The sequence below is a fragment of the Polyangium jinanense genome (genome assembly GCF_028435365.1).
Genome location: NZ_JAGTJJ010000009.1, coordinates 173,222 through 191,917, shown reverse-complemented (window position 1 = coordinate 191,917; position 18,696 = coordinate 173,222). Strand labels below are relative to the sequence as shown.

Below are 18,696 nucleotides of genomic sequence, written 5' to 3'. Positions count from 1 at the left end.
CCCATTCCCTCCTCGTGAGGCTGGCCTAGAAGTCACCACGAAGGCCGAAGCTCGGCAGGATCGGCACGCCCGTCACGTATTGCCGCGCGGTGTAGTTGAAGTTGTAATCGATGCCCTCGACGTTCTGGCTGTTGTAGACGTTCTGTACGTCGAGGTAGATCGAGAGCTGCCAGCTCTTGAAGCGGAACCGCCGATCGACGCGGATGTCGAGCTGGTGGAACATGGGGAATCGCTCGCTGAAGGGGCCGCTGTACGGGATCGGCACGTAGGTGCCGACGGACGCGTTGTAAATGGCATTCGCGCGATTTGGGATGCAGCCCTCTTCCTCGAAGTTGCAGACGTTCGGCGTCGTGAGGTTGCCCGAGACGAGGCGGAAGCGCGCGCCGATCTCCCAGCCGCCGCCGAGGCGGTAGCTGCCGAGGGCGGTGAGGATGTGCGTCTGGTCGAACGAGACGGGTTGCTCCTCGGCGCCGGGGAGCGGCGTGCGGAGGCTGCGCGAGAGGGTGTAGGCGACCCAGCCGAAGAAGTTCGCGTCGGCCTTGTATTTGAGCAGGAACTCTGCGCCGAAAATGCGCCCCTTGCCGAGGTTCGCGCGGTCGGTGCCGCCGCCAACGGCCGAGGCCTGCTGCGAGACGAGGCGATCGAGCTGCTTGTAAAAACCCTCGACGCTGAGCTCGATGTTGCGCGTGAACTCCTGCTCGGCGCCGATCGCATAATGAATGGCGCGGTTCGAGCGGAGCCCGGACGAGCCGAACGGAGGGATCGTCTCCTGCGGCTGCGGCGGTTGGGTGTACGCGCCCACGCCGCCCTTGAGCGTCGAGCGCGGGAACTTGGAGGTGAGGTCGATGCGCCCATTGACGCGTGGAGAAATGTCGATGCCGTCCACGCGGTTGTAGCCGTCGACGCGAACGCCCGGGACGAGCTTGGCCCGGCCCGTCGGCGCGATCTCGAGCTCGACGTAGCCGGCCGGGCTGACGATCCAGCCGCTGAACTCGGACTCGATGAGCGGGCGCGTGGAGAAGGGGCCGCCCGAGGGCTCGCCCGCGCGCGGCGGCGCAGGGCCGCGGTACTTCGCATCGGCGTAGTTCGTGAACACGTCGAGGCCGCTGTTCAGCGTGATGCCCTTGCTGATGCGGCGCGTGTACTCGGCGCGCCCGCTGATGCTGTAGTTCGTGAGGTTGAAGAAGAAGGGGCCGACGCCGAAATCGAGCTTGTCGATGCCGACCGCCGCGACCGCAGAGAAGCGGTTCTTGTCGTCGATGTCGTTGTCGTAGCGGAGCTGGATGCGGTGAAAGCCCGTGTGAAACCCGGCGTTGCCGCTGATCGCGGGCTCGCCGGGCGGGGGCTGATCCGCGACGAGCGCGATCGAGTCGTCCGCGCCGAAGAAGGTGAGGCGCACGCTCGAGCTCGGCGTGGGGTTCGCCTCGAGGCCGAGCTGATAATCCCAGTAGACGGGGAGCTGCGTGATGCCCGCGCCCGCGGCGTCGAGGGCGAGGCCAAGCGTGGCGTCGAGGTAGCTGCGTCGCGCGCCCGCGATGAAGCGGACCTTGTTCTTCGTGCCAGGCACGGGGCCCTCGGCGATGAAGCGCGCGTCGACGAGGTCGGCCTGCGCCATGCCGTGGTACTTGCCGTCGTTCTTGGGCGCGCGGACCGCGACGTCGACGATGCCGCCCATGACGCGGCCATACTGCGCGCTGAAGTTGCCCGGGAAGAAGTCGATGCGCTCGATCATCTCGGTCGGGACGACCGAGGACAAACCACCGAAGTGGTAGATGAGCGGGATCTGCGTGCCGTCGAGGAACGTCTGCGTGTCCCCCGGGGCCGAGCCGCGTACGAGCAAGATGCCCGCGATGGCAGGCGGTCGCGCAACGCCGGGCAGGTTCTGGAGCGCGCGGAGGGCGTCGCCGTTCGTGCCAGGGATGCGGAGCATCTCGCGTTGTTCGAGCGTCCGCTTCGTGACCTCGCGCGGCGAGCGCGCGCCACGCACGACGACCTCGAGGCCGTCGCTCGCGGCGACGAGGCGGTACTTGACCTCGATGGCCTCGCCCGCGGCGATCTCCTCGGTGACGTCGAGCGTGTCGTAGCCGGGCGCCGTGATGATGACGCGGTACTTGCCCGGCCCGAGCGCGTCGAAGCGGAAGTTGCCGTCGATGTCGACCGTGGCCTCGTTCTGGCCGGAAGGGCCGCTCAGGAGGACGGTGGCGCCGGCGAGCGGGACGTCGCCGCCGCTCGCGAGGACGACGCCGCGGAGCGACTCGCTCGCCTGCGCGGCACCCGGTTTGTCCCCGGAGGTCGCGTCGGGCGGAGGCTCGGCCTTCTTCAGCGCGAACGAGTAGCGGTAGAGGATACGCGCGGGGACGGGGGTGCCGTCGGCCTTGCGCGCAGGGTCGAACTCGAGCTTCTTCGCCGCCTCGATGGCCGACTCGTCGAAGCCGTGTCCCGCCGGCTCGATGACGGCGACGTTCTTGACCTTGCCGGTCCTGTCGATGTCGAGCTGGAGGGTGACGGTGGCTTCGAGGCCGGCCTTCTCGGCCTCGGGAGGATACACCGGCGGCTGGTAGTTCAGCGGCCGGGGCATCGTGCCGGTGGGCGCAGCAGCGGTTGCGTTGGGTGCGGGGGCGTCGCCGGGCGGGGCGGTCTGCGCGAGGGCAGGCGTGGAGGAGGTCCCGGCGACGAGCCCCGCGAGGACGAGGGCGAGGGCGCTCTTCTGGCGAGGAAGCACGTTCACGTGGTCATACCGGATCGCGGCGCTTCAAGATGACGCAAAGGACGACGACGAGGGAAATCGTGAAGCCCCCGAGCACCGCGAACGGCAGCCACGTGCTCTCGTAGTTCGTGAAGCCCCAGCCACCCGCGAGGTTGTCCGAGGCCATCTGCGCGATCGAGCACTTGAATTTGCCAGCCTCGATGAAGTCGGCAGGTGCGCTCTCGGTGCGGCCGAGGTCGATGACCCACGAGGGATCCTCCTTGAGCGAGAGGCGCTCGTGGACGATGGAGCCCTCGAAGCCCCAGCGGGCGGGCATGATCATCATGAGGGGCTTCAAGTGCGGCACCGTCGTCATGGGGACCATGAGCCCTCCGAGGACGACCTGAGGGATGAGCGCGATGGGCGTCAAGGCCATGGCCGCCTCGGACGAGGTGACGACGGTCGAGAGGAGGAGCCCGAGCGCAACGGCCGCGAGCGAGGTGGCCGTGAGCGAGGCGAGCTGCATCAAGAACGCCGCGGGGCCGCCGTGGAAGCCGAGCGTGAAGAACACGATCGCGAGGAGGATCGTGCACTGGATGATGCAGAAGAACGCGAGCAGGATGTACTTCGAGAGGACGTAGTTGAGCAGGCCCAGCGTGACCATGCGCTCGCGCATGTAGATGGCCCGCTCGCTGACGATCTCGCGCGCCGCGTTGGAGGTGCCGAACCAGACGGAGGCGACGACGAGGAAGAAGATGGCGCCGGTGTTGTCGGCGGTGGCCGTCATGCTCTTCAAGACGTCGCCGGTGTTCGTGTTGCCGCCGAACTTCTTGCCGAGCTCCTGAAGCGCGCCGAGGCACCACGCCGGGACGGCCTTCTCCTGCCAGCCGAACACGATCGCGAGCAAGACGCCGATGATCGGCGCCTGCGCGAGCATGATGACGGTGCCGGCGGTGTCTCGCATCTTCGTTTTGAAGTAACGCGAGAGCAAAAGACCGAGCTGCCCCTTCGTGGTGGCGCGTCGTTCGGGGATCGCGCGCTGTCCCTGGCCGGCGCCTATCTCGCGCCGGCCCGTGTACATCTTGCGGTACGTCGGGTTCTGATCGCTGAAGTACTCGCGGCGCCACTCGAGCGCGGCGGTCTTGCGCGCATGACCACGCGGCACGTTCGGATCCCGCGCGCGCATCTGTTCGTAGATGGCCTTCTCGCGCGAGGCGATCATCTCGAACATGTCGCGGGGGTTGTCGATGTCGTTGCGCTGGCCCTGCCGCTCCTTCCACGAGCCGAAGAACCGGTACGACTCGCCCTGCGTCGAGCCGAAGAACATCGGCACGCCGCCGTAGCCCATGATCAGCGCGTGCGAGAACTTCTCGTACTCGTCCTTCGCCGGCTGATGGATCGTCATGATGATCGTCTTGCCCGTGGCCTTCGTGAGGTCGTGCAAGAGCGTGATCAGCGCGGTCGTGTCGTCGGCGGCGAGGCCGGAGGTGGGCTCGTCGAGGAAGAGGATGACGGGGTCGGTGACGAGCTCGAGCGCGATGTTGACGCGCTTCCGCTGACCACCCGAGAGGATCTTCTTCTCGGGCTTGCCGATCTGGAGGTTCTTCACGCCCTCGAGGCCGAGGTCCTTGATCGTCTGCTCGACACGCGCGTCGATCTCCTCCTCGGAGTAGTCGGGCGGGAGGCGGAACTTCGCGCTGTACTTCACGGCCTCGAAGACCGTGAGCTCGGGATGCACGAGGTCGTCCTGCGGGACGTAGCCGATCGAGCCGCGAAGGTTGTCGTAGATGTTGTAGAGGTCCTCGCCGTTGATGCGGACGACGCCGCTCGTGGGCGGGAGGTAGCCGTTCAACGTGAGCAAGAGCGTCGTCTTGCCCGCGCCCGAAGGGCCCATGAGCGCGATCATGTCGCCCGGCAGCGCCTTGAACGAGACGTCGTCGAGCAGGCGCTTCATCTCACTCGGGTTGTCACGATCGGGGACCTCGAGGACGAGGCTCCACGCTTCGATCTCGTAGAGCGGTTTGCCCGCCCAGCGATCGGCCGAGTACTCCTCCTGGACGACCTGGACCGCGCCCGAGGAGCCGAGCTCGATTTGGAGCGGCATCGGGCCGATGAAGAACTTCTCGCCGCTCTGGATGCCGATCTTCTGGCCCGGCGGGATGCGCTGGCCGCGGACGTAGGTGCCGTTCGCGCTGCCGCGATCCTCGACGAAGAGCTGCCCGTTCATCTGGTGCACGAGCGCATGGCGGCTCGAGACCTGCGGGTGCTGAATGACGATGTCGTTGTCGGGCGTGCGGCCGATGCTCTTCTGTCCGCCGCCACTCGGGCCCGCGAAGTCGAGCTGGCCGAGGACGGTCTTGTTCTTCTTGCCCGGCGCACCCGCCGCCGGCGCCGCGCCCGAGACGGGCGGATACCCCTGCGGCTGCTGCTGCATGGAGGGATACCCCTGCTGCTGCGCGGGCGGGTAGCCCTGCTGCGGCATCGAGACATTCGTCTGCGGCATGGGCGCCGCGGGCTGCTGCGCATACGCGCCGCTCACGACGGGCGCGCCGCCACGCGCGGCTTGCGCGAGGCGCGCGAGGAGCTCGATCGGGACGGGCACAGGGCCAAACGCGACGACGCCGTTCGGATCGATCGGCGCGGGCTGTGAAGCCTGGATCTTCGTGGTGCCGACGTACGTGCCGCTCGTCGAGCCGTTGTCGACGACGAGCATGCGATCGAGCATCACGGTGGCGTGCTGGCTCGAGACGCTCGGGTGTTGAATGACGAGCGATGCGCGCGCCGGATCGCGGCCGATCACGAGCTGCCCCGCAGGCGCAGGTGCGCTGCCCGTGGCCATGATCGAGAGGATGATGGCGGGGTGGCTGAGCGGGACGGGCGCGCGGCCCACGACGAACTGGGTGCGGAAGTCGAAGGGGACTTCTTCACCCGGGGCGAGCTGACGGTTGTTCGCGAACGAGGGCGCCGCGCCGCCGCCGATGAACACGAGCCTGCCGCCGCCCTGATGGACGAGGCGCGCGTGTTCGGGCGCGACGCTGGGATCCGCGATGACGACGTCGCACGTGGGAGCGCTGCCGATCGTGAGGGTCTGCTTGCCGAAGCCGGGGACCATGCGGGCTACCTTTCACCACGAACGTCCGCGGAGAGCAACGGGGACGGCCGCGCCTCGCGTGACGCGAGCAGGATAGGCGCGCCGGGGTGGCGTTCGCCAGCGGAGTTGGTCCCGAGGGGGACGCCTCGCGTCCCCCTCTTGGCCAGGCAGAGCCCGGCCAATTCACCCCCCGAGAGAGATCGCAAAGCGATCTCTCCAGAGCACCGAACAGGTCGGTGCTCTAGCGCAGGAAAAGAGCCCAGATGAGCAGGAGCAAGAGCACGGCGATCACGGCCGACATGCCGATGATCACGTACACGATGCCCGCCTGGGAAGGACGCGCCCCAGCCGGCGCGGACAAGGGCGCGGAGGGGACGGCTTTCGGGACGTCCGGAGGATGCGTGGGAGAAGGACCCTGGCCCGTGACCTGGGTGGCCTGCGCAGGCGCATAACGCGCCGAGGGCGGCGGCAAGGGGAGCTGGGCCGCATACGGCGCGAGGCGCGGCTGCTCGGGCATCGTGGGCGAGGGCGCAACGGGGCGATCGATGGCCGTCGGCTGCACCGGCGCGAAGCCCGGCGACGAAGGCGAAGGCGGCGGCAAGGGCAAGCCGCCCTGCTCGGGCGCCGTCGGGGCCGCGGAGGACGTGTTCGGCGAGAGCAACGTGGGGACCGGCACGGGCGGGGGCAGGGCGAGCTTCGTCCCCGCGGCGGCGGCCGCCGTGTCGACCGCCGTCATCGGTCGCGTCTCCTGTGGAGGCGCAGGCCGCGGGCCCGCGGGATCCGACGCGATCGCGGGCGCGGGCGCTTGCGGGATCGTGTGCGACGCGCGCGGCGCGAGCTCCACGATGCGCACCATCTGCACGGTGATGTTGTCGTGGCCGCCGCGATCGTTCGCGAGGTTGACGAGCTGGTTGCAAGCGTGCGGGAGCGCGCCCGATGCGAGGGCCTGGCGCACGGAGCCGAGGATGTCGACGCCGAGCACGAGGTCGGTGAGGCCATCACTCGACTGGAGGAAGATGTCGCCCGGGAACATCTCCATCGGCTCGGGCCGAACCTCGACCTCGACCTCGGGGCGCATGCCGAGCGCGCGCGTGATCTTGTTCGCGTCGGGATGCCCGATGGCCTCGGCCTCGGTGAGCATGCCGGCGTCGATCATGCCCTGCACCATCGAGTGGTCGCGCGTGAGCGGGTAGATCTGGCCCGCGCGGATGCAGTAGGCGCGGCTGTCGCCGACGTGCGCGACGTCGAGCCCGCGATCACCGATCAGCATGGCCACGACCGTCGAGCCGGGCCGCCCGCGGTTTTCGGGCGGCCCGCCGAGCTGGTAGACGCGACGCCCGGCCTCCTCGATCGCGGCCTTGAGCGCCGTCGCGGCGGTTGCGCCGGCCGGGGCCTGGTCGATGACCTCGAAGATCGTGGCGATCGCGGTGCGGCTCGCCTCCCGGCCCCCGTAGTGCCCGCCCATGCCGTCGCAGAGGACGACGAGATGGCCGAAGCGCGTCTCGGCGTATCCGCACGAGTCCTCGTTGACCTGCTTGTTCGGATCGCGGCCAGGATCGCTGGCCTGGGCGAACTCGATCCGGACGCGGGTGCCGAGGGCCTGAGGTTGGCTCATCGCGGAAGGGCCGGGGGGTGAGGGCCGGGATGACGATCGTTCGAGCGTAGACTACTCGAAACGGACGTTGAACTCGATGGGGCCGAAGCGAAGCATCGAGCCGGGCGGGACAGGCGTCCACACGAGCGGCGGGATGCGGTTGCCGTTGATGCTCGTGCCGTTGTTCGAGTTCTCGTCACGCACGAAGAGCTGGCCGTTCTCGAACTTGATGACGGCGTGGCTGCCGGAGACGCGCGGCTCGTTCACCACGATCTGACACGTCGCGGCGTCGCGGCCGACGCGCATCTCCGTGCCCTGGTTGAACGTGAAGATGCCGAGCGAGCCGGAGAGCACCGCGCGGTTCGCGGATCCACCGACGGGGCTGCCGCCCATCGGAGGAGGACCGTAACCGCCGCCGAAGTCGGGGCCGCCCATGCCGGGCACGCCGCCGCCCATGGGCACAGCGGGCGCGTAACCGCCGCCCATCGGGCCGGGCGGGCCACCCGCGGGGCGCGGGGCCGTCGCGGGCGCGGCGCCGGTGCGTCGCTTGTTGCCGCCGCTGCGGAAGATCGAGACGACGAGCAGGACGAGGACCACGCCGCCGAAGGTGATGCCGCCGATGAGCAGGTAGGGCAGCGGCGCTTCTTTCGCCTTCACCGTGATGATCTTGTCGGCGGTGATGGCGCTCGTGCGCTTGGCCTGGTTGTCGTAGACGATGAGGCGCGCGGTCATCTGCTCGCCCTTGCCCGCGAGGAACTTGTCGGTGTTCGGCAGTTCGAACTCGACCATGCTCTCGCCGGCCGTCGTGGCCTTGCCGCGCATGCCTTGCTCGATGAGCGTGCGCTGAGCCTTCTTCGCGTCCTCGATGCTGCCGCCCTGGAGCGAGGCGGGCGCGGGCTGGTTCTTGGGAACCATGTAGAGCTCGGCCCGCTGCGTGTTGCCGCCCCAGCAGAAGTTGCCGAAGACCTTCACGGTCCCGCCCGGATACACGGGATCCTTCGCCGCGGCGCGCTCGGTGGCCTCACGATCGATGTCGAGCGGCCACTGCGAGGGATCGATGCCGACGGGCACGTTCTGGAACGTCGCGTCGCCGGCGATCAGCGGATCGGTGTTGAGGAACGCGAGGCGGATGGTCTGCGTCAAGCTCAGCGCGACACACGAGACGCGCCACTTGACGATGTGCATCTTGTTGAAGCGCGAGCGGACGGCGTTGACGATGTTCACCGCGCGCGCTTCCTGCTTGTCGCGCACGATGCTGTAGAAGCCGCCGATCTCGGTGTTCGCGAGACCTTCCATGAACTCGCGCGAGTTCGCGGTGAACTCCTCGACGAGCTTGCTCGGGAACCAGATCGAGATGACCGGCACGGGCGTCTTCGGGAGGACCTCGTTGTTCTCCGGGAAGCGGCCCTTCGTGAGGTAGTCCTTGAGCAGGTTCGAGGCCGCCGCCGTCGAGCTCGGATCGGCGCCGGCCGCGCCGTTCGAGAGCACCACCATCGCCTGGTGCATGGGCACGACGACGTTCGTGCCGACGTTGCCGAGCTCCCGGAAGCCGTCGGTGGCCGCGGTCTTGATGATGTTGAAGAGCGGGCGCGTGCGGCCCTGCGTGGGGAACGTGTTCTTGACGCTCGCGATCGTCTGGAGCGCCGTCTGCTTGTTGTTCACCCACTTCGAGTCTTCGACGACGCTCTTGTCGTTGAAGAACATCACGTCGACGATGTCGTTCGGGCCCATCGCGTTGACGAACGCGGTCGCGACGGACTTCGCCTCGTCGAAGCGCGTGCCCATCGAGGACGCGGCGTCGATGAGGATGAGCCACGCGGTGCCCACGCCGGGCTGGCTCGTGCTCTCGCCCCAGCGCGCCTTCGACTCGAACCGCGCCGCGGTGTCGGAGCCGTCGACGACGACGCTGAGCACTGCGTTCTTCTCGGGGAAGTCGAACGACGAGTAGAGCGCGTTCGGCTGCTCGATCGCGTTCGACACGCAGTCGTTGAACGCGTCGCCGTTCAGCGCCGCGCAGGGCCGCGTCGCGTCCGACAAACGCTTGTTCTGGACGAGGTCGATCACGGTCGTGAGCACGGGCGAGCCGTCGACCGTGCTCGTGCGCGGATCGATGCGGAGGATCCTCGCCTCCGGAGCGGCGTAGGAGGGCGCGGCGGCGAAGAGGATCGCTGCGAGCGCCGCGAGCGCGGGGAGCGCGAACAGGGGAGCCTTGTTTCGCGCAGATCGAGCGACTGCGCGGGCGGCTCCGTGGGGCAACGGGTTCATGCTTGAGCCTCCAACATTGGGGGTCCTCGGCGAGCCGGCGCAGGCGCGGGGTGACAGACACCTCCGCGCACGCGTACGGTCCGCGAGCGTGGCCGCCGCGTACTCTCGTGCGTCGAGGCAGCGAAGCGCGTCCACCCTGCGCGGAGAGCGCGGGGGACGGCTGCCTCGGGCGACGCGAGCACGCGGGGGCGTCATCTCGTCGAGGAGCTGGGTAGGGTGAAAAGGGCGTTCCGCACGGGGCTTCTCCGCGCGACCCCTAGGTCCGAGCGGTCACGATGATGGTGATGACGCTGAAGCCGCCGAAGCGGATCTTGTCGCCGTCACGCAGTTCGCGCCTGCCCTTGAAGCCGATGGCTTCCTCGTTGTGGAAGGTGCCGTTCGTCGAGCCGAGATCACTCAGGATGAACCTCCCACCTTCGCAGTCGATCGTCGCGTGATGCGTGGACGTCGTGCCGTGCGCGATCTCCACGTCAACCTTCTGACCCGTGTCCGCGCGGCCGACCGAGTTCTTGCCTTGCCAGAGCGGCCAGAACTTGCCGAGCGGATCCTCCTGGTAGCTCACCAGGAAGCCTGCGAGCGCGCGGCGCACCTCCAGGCTCGGCGCGCTTACTTGCCGACCGGGCATCGGCGGAGGATTTTGCGGGACCCCCGTCGCGGAGTTCCCGCGCCCCGGCGGTCGGGGAAGCTCCTCGGGTTTGTCCGCCATCGGCGGCGGGGCGAACGCCCGAGGTCCCGGAGGCGGCGGATAACCACCGGGCGCGGGGTCCGGCGGCGGCCCGTAGCCGGGCGGCGCGGGCGGCGGACCAAAGCTGGCCGGTGCAGGCGGCGGCCCATATCCAGGCGGCGCGGGCGGCGGACCGAAGCCGACCGGGGCCGGGGGCGGGCCAAAACCCGGGAGCGCCGGCGGCGGCTCGGGAGGCGGACCAAAGCCCGGGGGCGCCGGCGGGGGACCGAATCCAGGCGGCGCGGGCGGCGGGCCAAACCCGGCCGGCGACTCGGGCAGCGGGCCGAATCCAGGCGGCGCGGGCGGCGGGCCAAACCCGGCCGGCGACTCGGGCGGCGGGCCGAATCCAGGCGGCGCGGGCGGCGGGCCAAACCCGGCCGGCGACTCAGGCGGCGGTCCGAATCCAGGCGGCGCGGGCGGCGGACCAAAGCCGGAAGGACCCGCCGGCGGAGGCCCGAACGCGGGGGGCGGCGGAGGCGGACCGAAGCCACCGGGCGCAGCAGGCGGCGCGCCGAACGCGGGGGGCGGCGGAGGCCCGAACGCGCTAGGGCTCGCCGTGGGCGCGGGGGGCGGGCCGAAGCCGCCGAAGCCGGGGGGAGCCGGCGGGGGCGGTCCGAAGCCCGGCTGCTCGGGAGGCGGCCCGAAGCCCGGCGGCGGGGCCGGCGGAGGCCCGAAGCCCGGCGCTTGCCCGAATGCAGGAGGGGGCGGAGGAGGACCAAAGGCGCCGGGCGCCGAGGGCCCGAGCGGAGAGGCACAGATCGCGCAGAACTTGTCGGCGGGTGTGGCAGACGCGCCGCAACGCGGGCAGTTCATAGTGTCCTTCTCGTGTTGACGGACCAAAGACCTCGTCCGCCTCGGCGGCAGCATACCGTGGGGGCCGGACCGAGGATCAAGAAGAAGTACTCTTTCCCTCGGCGGGGGGTGGACGAGGCACGTCGAAGCACGACGCAGCGCAGCACATCCCAGGGGCCGCGTGAAGGATCCCCGGCGCGACGAAGGCCGCCGTCGATGCGCAAAAGGAAGCGGCGCCCGGCGCGGCGAGACGCGCAGCCGGGGCTGTGAGCGGTTGAAATACGAAAGGGTGTCCTGGGCCGGATTGGCCCTGGGACACCCTTCGTGATGAGAGAGCGGGAGAGAGCGGAGACGGGAGGCCCCGAGGTGGGGCCTTCCGGCTCAGCCGTCCTTGGCGTCGCGCACGCGGGCGGCCTTGCCGGCCAGCGAGCGGAGGTAGAACAGGCGCGAGCGACGAACGACGCCGCGCGAGACCACCTCGATCTTGTCGATGCGGGGGCTGTGCGTCGGGAAAATACGCTCCACGCCCACGTTGAAGCTCACCTTGCGGACCGTGAAGGTGCTGCGCGCACCGGCCCGACGCTGCTTCAGAACGACGCCCTGGAAGACCTGGATACGCTCCTTCTCGCCCTCGACGATGCGGTAGTGGACCCGGACGGTGTCGCCGACCCGGAACTCCGGGAGCCCCTCGCGGAGCTGCGGGGTTTCGATCTTCGCAAGTACGTTCGAGGTGAGCATGTCGCGGTCCTTCGACTGGGGATGGTCCCGGCTGTTGGGGCAAACGGCTCCACGCCTGCCGGAGACGACGAGGGAGCGGCATTATGCATACCGTCCCCACGCTGTCAACCGATCATGGAGCGTGTGGATGCGGTGGATCGCGGGGCGACGAACTCACCACCCCGCGCGATCCGTTCGTGGCACCTAGCGACGAACGGGGATGATCTGCACGCGACGCGCGTCGCCTTCGCCGTCGCTCTTCGTGACGACACCGGGGAACTTCGCGAGCGCGAGGTGCACGACGCGGCGATCCTGCGGGTTCATCGGTTCGAACGTGATGATCTTTCCCTCCTCGACGGCCTGCTTGCCGAGGCGTCGGGCCATCGAGGTGAGCGTCTCCTCGCGACGCGCGCGGTAGCCCTCGGCGTCGATGATCACGTGGCGGCGCTGCTTGCCGGGCCGGTTGATCACGCGGTTGGCGAGGAACTGCAGCGCGGCGAGCGTCTGGCCCTTCTTGCCGATGATGCGGCCGGCGTCCCTGCCCTCGATCTCCAGCCGGATCTCCTCGGGCGGATCTTCCGGCTCGTTCTCGAGCAGGTCCACGGTGCAGTCCATGCCCATCGCGGCGAGCGTATCGATGACGAAGTCGAGCGCTTGATCGGCGCGACCATCCTCCTCGAACGGGACTGCTGCCTCGGCGGCGCGCTCGTCGCGCTCGTCGTCGTGCCGGGTGCCTTCGGCGTTCACGCTGGTCTTCCCGGGAGCTCCATTATCCACGGACACGTGCCTTTCCCTTTCCAAGAGCAGGCGCCGACTTGGTTTCGTCGCCCGAAGATTTCTTCTCGCGCACCTCGATGCCGGCGGAACCCTGCGTCTTGCGGCTCAGGTAGCGCTCGACCGCGACCTGCTGGGCGATGCCGAGCCACGTGTTGGTCAGCATGTACACGCCGAGGCCTGCGGGCAGGTAGAGCATCATCACCACGAAGATGCCCGGCAGCATGTACTGCATCATCTTCTGCTGCATCGGGTCGCCCTGCGGCGGCATGAGCTTCTGCTGGAAGAAGCTCGACGCGCCGAGGATCGCGGGGATGACGAAGTATTCGCCCTTGTCCGAGAGATCCGGGATGATCCGGGCCGACAGGAAGGGCACGTGGTAGAGCTCGACCGCCGTCTGCAGGGCCTGGTAGAGCGCGAACCACACGGGCATCTGCAAGAGCACCGGGATGCAGCCGAGCACCGGGTTCGTCACGCCGTGCTTGCGCCAGAGCTCCTGGAGCGCGAGGCCACGCTGTGCCGGATCTTCCTTGTAGCGCGCGTTGATGTCGTCCATCTCCGGCTTGAGCCGGCGCATGGCCGCGCTGCTCTTGATCTGCGAGATGCTGAGCGGGAAGAGCAGCATGCGCACGGTGATCGTGAGCAGCGCGATCGCGAAGCCCCAGCTCCCCACGGCCTTGTGGAGGATCTTCAGGTAGCCGACGAGGACCTTCGCGATCGGCGAGAACGTGCCGAGATCGATCACCTCGGTGATGCCGGGACCGACCGCGGCGAGCACCTCGCGCTCCTTCGGGCCCGTGAAGCTCAGGACCTTGTACGTCTGCGTCGCCTGCGGCGCGAGCTCGACGTCGGGATACGCGAGGCGCGCGCGGTAGACGTGCCCGTGCGTGTCCTTGTCCTTCTCGCGGCTCGCCGCGTCGAACTTCTCGCGGTTCCAGTCCTCTTCGATCTGCGTCTCGGCGAGCGGCGCGGGGCCTTCGAGCGGGATCGCGGCCTTCGTGAAGTAGACGCTGCTCACGGCGACCCACTTCGCGGCGCCGGGGCTACGGCGCCAGTACTCGTTCGTGAACTCCGCGTCCTTGAAGTCCTTCGGCTCGAACGCGTCGGCGTGCAGGCGATCGACCTTCTCCGGCGTCGCCGCGACGACGTCCGTCATGTGCTCCGAGATGCGGCCGAGGCTGCCCTTCGTCTCCTCGGTCGTGCGCCACGAGGTCTGCTCCACCGTGAGCCTGTGCTTGAGCGGCTCGGCGGAGAGGTTCTTCACCTCGAGCGTCATTTCGAGCTCGAAGGGTTTGCCCGTCTCGCGCACGACCTTCGTGAGCTTCGAGGTCGCGTCTTCGTAGACGAACGTGCACGACTTGCCGTCCTGCGCCGCGAGCTTCCAGTCGAGGTTGTCGAACGGCGTCTGTTGCTTCTCGACCCCAGGCAAACGCAGGTCCGTTCGCAGAGGCTGACGCCACTCCTGCGAGGTCGTCACGAGATCGATCGGCTTGCCGTTCTTCGAGTACTTGCCTTGATCGGTGAGCCGAAGGTGGCGCAGCGATCCGCCACGCGAAGACAGCTCGGCCTCGAAGCGGGCGCCGTTGATCGTGCAAATCTGCTCGGGCTGCCTCTGGGCGTCCGGCAGCCGGTTGGCGTCGTAGAACGTGTTCGGCTGGACCTCTTCGTTTCCTTTGCCGAACAGGTTGCCGCCGAACTGCCAGAACAGGATGGCAGCGATGCCGATGAGCACCCACTGAGCGATTTTGCCGCGTTCCATGAAATCCTTCGGCAATCTCCTTGCCGTGAAACCCTACTGGTCCTTGCCCCGCCCCGTGCTCGCGTGATCCCCCCGGACGGGCTCGCTCGCTTGGCGAGCATGCGAGAGGAAACTAGCCAGCCTCATGGACCGCGCCACTGCTCCACGGCGAAAGTCGAGCGTCGTGGGAAGAAAGGTTCGTACCTTCCACCCTCTGATCCGGGCCGTGCCGCGCGGGCTCTTCCGTACGCGAGCGGCCGATCCGTGGAGGCGGCGGAGGATCGTAGCCGCCGGGATGGAACGGGTGGCACTTACACAGGCGCTTCACTGAAAGCAAGCTCCCGCGCAGCGCGCCATGACCCGCGATACACGCGGCGGCATACCGCGAGCACGACGGTTCGAACCGACAGACAGGTCCGAAGAGCGCGAGCAGCACTTTCGAGAGCGTCAGCTGGTAGACGCGGATCAAGAGGAGGAGGAGCTTGGCCAGCATGATGCAGGGCGCGGCGGGCGACGCCGGAGGGCGCGAGGTGTGGCGAGACAGCGCGCGTCGGCCGCGGCTCCCATCGCGAGATCGCGACGAAGCTTGGGGGCCCGCGTCCCCGCTTGCAAGGTCAAGGGCCGCCTTTGCGCCCGTCGCCGGAGCGGTTTCTCGGGTCCGCCTGCGTGCTCGAGTTCGGCTTGCCGCTCGCTCGCTTGCGCACGAGTGGCAGCACCGCCTGAACCTCCGCTTCGAGCTCCGCACAAGCGAGCTCGTCCACGCCCGGACGCACGATCACCACGACGTCCACGCCCCGCGGAAACGACGCCACGTTCCGGCGAAAGACTTCACGGAGCAGGCGCTTGGCCCGGTTGCGCTGCACGGCGCACCCCACCTTCCGCGACGCCACCACGCCGAGGCGTGTGGTCGTATCGTCGGGACGGGGTGCGATCAGGATCAGGAGGTGGCGCGTCGTGACCCGGGCGCCGCCCTCCTGAACGCGCAGGAAGTCAGGGCGACGCCGTAAGCGCTGCGCTCGCGTGAATGTTTGGCGAGGCAACTACTTCTTGTAAATCGTCGGGGCGAGGCGCGCGCGGCCCTTACGCCGGCGGTTGTTGATCACCTTGCGGCCGCCGCTCGTGGCCATGCGCGCCCGGAAGCCGTGGGTACGGACGCGGCGGGTGTTGTGGGGCTGGAACGTGCGCTTCATCGTAGGACCCTTCGGAACCCTTCGTTTTTCGGGGCGCGCAAAGAAAGCACAGGTCCGCCTGCTGGTCAAGACCGCGAAACGGCCTGGATCGCGCGTCGTCTGTCTGACCTGATCTCACCCGTCCGGCAAGGGAGGAGACGGGCTCGTGCTCAAGGCTCCTCCCTACATCGCAAGACATTCCATGCGCCCGCACGCCTGGTGTAGCCTCCGCTTGCACGGGGGGGCCCGGTGATCCACCGCGCGGCAAGCGCACCCGGGCCTCTCGCTTCCGCGCGCAGTGCGCGCGCCGAGGAGACGCCGAAGACATGGCCCAAGTCGACCATCCCCGAGCCCGCCCGCCCGTCGGTGACACCGCGGCGGGAGGCACCTCCTCCGACGAGCGCGCGGCCACGCCCCGTCGCCCGTCCCTTCTGCGCCGCCTTGCCTCGGCTTGCTCGGCCGCCATCGCAGCCGCGGCGTGCCTCCTCGCGCCCGCCGAGGCCGAGGCGCAGCAGTCGACGATGTATCTCGATCGCCTCTTCATGGGCGGAGCGCCCGAAGACGCGATCGGGCTCTGGCGCCCGCAGTTCAACCCGCAGACGCGGTTCTTCGGCCAGCTCGGCATGGGCTTCGCGCTGAACCCGTTCCGCATCGAGAACCATCAGGATGATCCGCGGAACGCCGGCATCTTCAGCCAGCGCAGCAGCGCGCCCGTCGGACCGCAGCTCATCAGCTATCTCGATGTCGGCATCGAGGCCCTTGAGCGTTTCTCGTTCCAGGCAAACCTCCCGGTCATCCTCTTCCAGGACGGCGGCACGACATACCTCGCGCAGGTCTCGGGATCGCAGCCGGTCAGCATGCGGACGGTCGCGCCGATGGATCTGCGTCTCGACGCGCGCGTGCTCCTCTGGCGCAACACCGCGCGCACCTTCAAGCTCGGCCTCGAAGGCGCGGTCTGGGTGCCGACGGGTGACAACGACTCGTTCGGCGGTGATCAGAGCGCGAGCGGCGGCTTCCAGGTCGCCGTCGAGTACGACCTCAAGAGCTTCTTTCTCGTGGCCAACACGGGCCTCCAGTTCCGGCCCGCAGGCGGCGTGAACGACTTCAAATCAGGCTCCGAATGGCGCTGGGGCATCGGCGGCTTCTTGCCGCTGCGTGGCGGCGCGCTTCGTCTCGGCGCGCAGATCTTCGGCTCGACGGGCATCACCGACGAGACCTTCTTCGACGTCGACAACACGCCGATCGAGTGGATGCTCGAGGGACGTTACGCCTTCGATCAGAAGAAGCGCGCGTGGGTCGGCGTGGGCGGCGGCACGCGCATCACGCCTGGATACGCCCCGGATTTCCGCCTCGTCGCGACCGTCGGGTACGCGTTCCCGATCAAGGACACGAACCCGCCGTCGCCTGGAAAGCGCTTCAAGACGGGCCGCTGGGCCGAGCACGGCGCGGACACCGACAAGGACGGGTTGCCGGACGACGTCGATCTTTGCCCGACGGATCCCGAGGATCACAAGCCGCCGAACACGGACGACGGTTGCCCGCAGCCGCCCGATCGTGACGGCGACGGCATCCCGGACAACGTCGACAAGTGCCCCGACACGCCCGAGGATTTCGACAAGGTCGACGATCAGGACGGCTGCCCCGAGGACGATCCCGACAAGGACGGCATCGGCGACGCGAAGGACGCTTGCCCGAAGGAGCCCGGCGACGCGAACCCCGACGCGGAGAAGAACGGCTGCCCGACCTTCATCCGCAGGGTCACCGGCTCGAACGAGATCCAGATCCTGAAGAAGGTCGAGTTCTTGACGGGCAAGTCGACCATCTTGCAGCAGAGCTACCCGATCCTCGACGAGGTCGTGCGCCTCCTCAAAGTGAACCCCGAGATCCAGCACCTCGCGATCGAGGGCCACACGGACAACCGCGGCTCGGATGATCTCAACGAGAAGCTCTCGTCCGATCGCGCGAACGCCGTGATGGAGTACCTCATCAAGAAGGGTGGCATCGCCGCGGATCGCCTGAGCGCCGCCGGCTTCGGCCCGCGCAGGCCCATCGCCGACAACAACACGGCGGCCGGACGACAGACCAACCGGCGCGTCGAGTTCCACATCCGCGACAAGGCGGCGGATGCCACGCCCCCCAGTCAGTAGCGGTCTCGCCGCGCTCCTCCTCGCGCTCGCTGCCGTCCTCGGCGCAGGGTGCGAGAAGGAGCGCGGCTCGCCGTACGCGTGCACCTGTACGTTCCTCACGGACTTCGACGACAACTCCGGGAGCGAGGTGACCGTGTGCTCTCCGTCCGCCGAGCGCGCCCCCGATTTCGCCCGGGGCTGCGCGCAGTCCGGGGCGCCGGCGCCCGTGGAAAAGTGTGTCTGCACGCCTGAAAAAGGGTCCGGGACGTGTGAAGTCGGGCTCTGTCGGAATCGGCCTCGCGGCGAGTGAAATCCGCATGCATCACGGCTCCACGCGGGCCGTCGAACAAGGCACAATGGTCATGATGAAGCACGCCTTCGCTCTGGTGCTCGCCCTCGTCGTCCCCGGCGTCGCGCTCGCCGCCGAGGCGACCCGCCCCGAGAAGGCCCCGCAGCCTGACGCTGCGCGATCGAGTGGCTTCGTCACCGTCGCTTGCAACCCGGGCTGCGAGGGCGTCCTCGTCGACGGCAAATCGATCGGCCCTTCTCCGATCGTGCGCGCAGAACTCCCTGCGGGGACGCACAAGCTCACGCTGCGCCGCAAGGGTTACGAGGAGAAGAAGCTCGAGGTCGTGGTGAAGCCGGGCGAGACGGCGCTCTTGAACGTACAGCTCTCGCAACAAGCGGCGCCTCCGGCCGAGCCTCCGCCGGACATCGCGGCGCGCGTCGCGGCGAAGATGATCAAGGCCGACGGGTTTCTCTCGGTCGTCTGCGATCCGGCCTGTGATCAAGTGATCGTCGACGGCAAGCGCAAGCTCGGCCCCGCGCCGCACACGAACGTGTCGCTTCCCCCGGGCAAACACGACATCACGATCCAGCGCAAGGGCGCGCCCGACAAGGTGATCACCGTGAACCTGATCCCCGGACAAACCACGGCGTTCAAGGTCGCGATGCAGACCGAGGCCGAGCGCACCGTCATCCCCGCGAAGGCGCCCGTCGAGCCGCGGCCGAAGCGCTGAT

Annotated in this window: 14 protein-coding genes; 3 read left to right on the top strand and 11 right to left on the bottom strand. The window is 68.6% G+C overall.

Going from position 1 to position 18,696, the window contains the following annotated elements; all coding sequences use genetic code 11:
• Positions 1–25: 25 nt before the first annotated feature.
• The 11 genes from KEG57_RS19865 to rpmH form a co-directional block, all read right to left on the bottom strand.
• Positions 26–2,728 carry a TonB-dependent receptor domain-containing protein gene (locus tag KEG57_RS19865; RefSeq protein WP_272422633.1) on the bottom strand — a complete coding sequence of 901 codons (2,703 nt, stop codon included), beginning with the start codon at positions 2,726–2,728 and terminating at the stop codon, positions 26–28.
• Positions 2,729–2,732: 4 nt separating this feature from the next.
• Complete coding sequence (locus tag KEG57_RS19860; protein WP_272422632.1) at positions 2,733–5,798, bottom strand: FHA domain-containing protein; 3,066 nt, start codon at positions 5,796–5,798, stop codon at positions 2,733–2,735.
• 220 nt (positions 5,799–6,018) lie between these two features.
• Positions 6,019–7,392: a PP2C family protein-serine/threonine phosphatase gene (locus KEG57_RS19855; RefSeq protein WP_272422631.1), complete on the bottom strand. Its 1,374-nt coding sequence runs from the start codon at positions 7,390–7,392 to the stop codon at positions 6,019–6,021.
• A gap of 51 nt (positions 7,393–7,443) precedes the next feature.
• On the bottom strand, positions 7,444–9,636 hold the full coding sequence (locus KEG57_RS19850) for an FHA domain-containing protein (RefSeq protein ID WP_272422629.1): 2,193 nt from the start codon (positions 9,634–9,636) through the stop codon (positions 7,444–7,446).
• A gap of 256 nt (positions 9,637–9,892) precedes the next feature.
• Positions 9,893–11,173, bottom strand: coding sequence for an FHA domain-containing protein (locus KEG57_RS19845; RefSeq protein ID WP_272422628.1), 1,281 nt, complete (start codon positions 11,171–11,173; stop codon positions 9,893–9,895).
• 360 nt (positions 11,174–11,533) lie between these two features.
• Complete coding sequence (gene rplS, locus KEG57_RS19840) at positions 11,534–11,890, bottom strand: 50S ribosomal protein L19 (RefSeq protein ID WP_272422627.1); 357 nt, start codon at positions 11,888–11,890, stop codon at positions 11,534–11,536.
• A gap of 183 nt (positions 11,891–12,073) precedes the next feature.
• On the bottom strand, positions 12,074–12,652 hold the full coding sequence (locus KEG57_RS19835; RefSeq protein WP_272422626.1) for a Jag family protein: 579 nt from the start codon (positions 12,650–12,652) through the stop codon (positions 12,074–12,076).
• Positions 12,639–14,402, bottom strand: a complete 1,764-nt coding sequence (yidC, locus tag KEG57_RS19830; protein ID WP_272422625.1) for a membrane protein insertase YidC — start codon at positions 14,400–14,402, stop codon at positions 12,639–12,641. Before yidC ends, KEG57_RS19835 begins: the two co-directional genes overlap by 14 nt.
• Before the next feature lie 112 nt (positions 14,403–14,514).
• The gene (gene yidD, locus KEG57_RS56080) at positions 14,515–14,874 is read right to left on the bottom strand and encodes a membrane protein insertion efficiency factor YidD (protein ID WP_276073558.1); all 360 of its coding nucleotides are present in this window, start codon (positions 14,872–14,874) and stop codon (positions 14,515–14,517) included.
• A 121-nt stretch (positions 14,875–14,995) separates the two neighbouring features.
• The gene (gene rnpA, locus KEG57_RS19820; protein WP_272422624.1) at positions 14,996–15,421 is read right to left on the bottom strand and encodes a ribonuclease P protein component; all 426 of its coding nucleotides are present in this window, start codon (positions 15,419–15,421) and stop codon (positions 14,996–14,998) included.
• Positions 15,422–15,571, bottom strand: coding sequence for a 50S ribosomal protein L34 (rpmH, locus tag KEG57_RS19815; protein ID WP_272422623.1), 150 nt, complete (start codon positions 15,569–15,571; stop codon positions 15,422–15,424).
• Between the two features lie 305 nt (positions 15,572–15,876).
• On the opposite strand from rpmH, the gene KEG57_RS19810 reads away from it, so the two are divergent.
• From KEG57_RS19810 to KEG57_RS19800, 3 genes are read left to right on the top strand one after another with little or no spacing between them, the layout of a single operon-like run.
• A complete protein-coding gene (locus KEG57_RS19810; protein WP_272422622.1) occupies positions 15,877–17,697 on the top strand; it encodes an OmpA family protein in 1,821 nt (606 codons plus the stop codon).
• Positions 17,675–17,986: a hypothetical protein gene (locus tag KEG57_RS19805; RefSeq protein ID WP_272458692.1), complete on the top strand. Its 312-nt coding sequence runs from the start codon at positions 17,675–17,677 to the stop codon at positions 17,984–17,986. The genes KEG57_RS19810 and KEG57_RS19805 overlap by 23 nt, the downstream gene beginning before the upstream one ends.
• Positions 17,987–18,038: 52 nt before the next feature.
• Positions 18,039–18,695 (top strand): PEGA domain-containing protein, encoded by a 657-nt coding sequence (locus KEG57_RS19800; RefSeq protein ID WP_272458691.1) that lies wholly within the window; start codon positions 18,039–18,041, stop codon positions 18,693–18,695.
• Position 18,696: the final 1 nt, after the last annotated feature.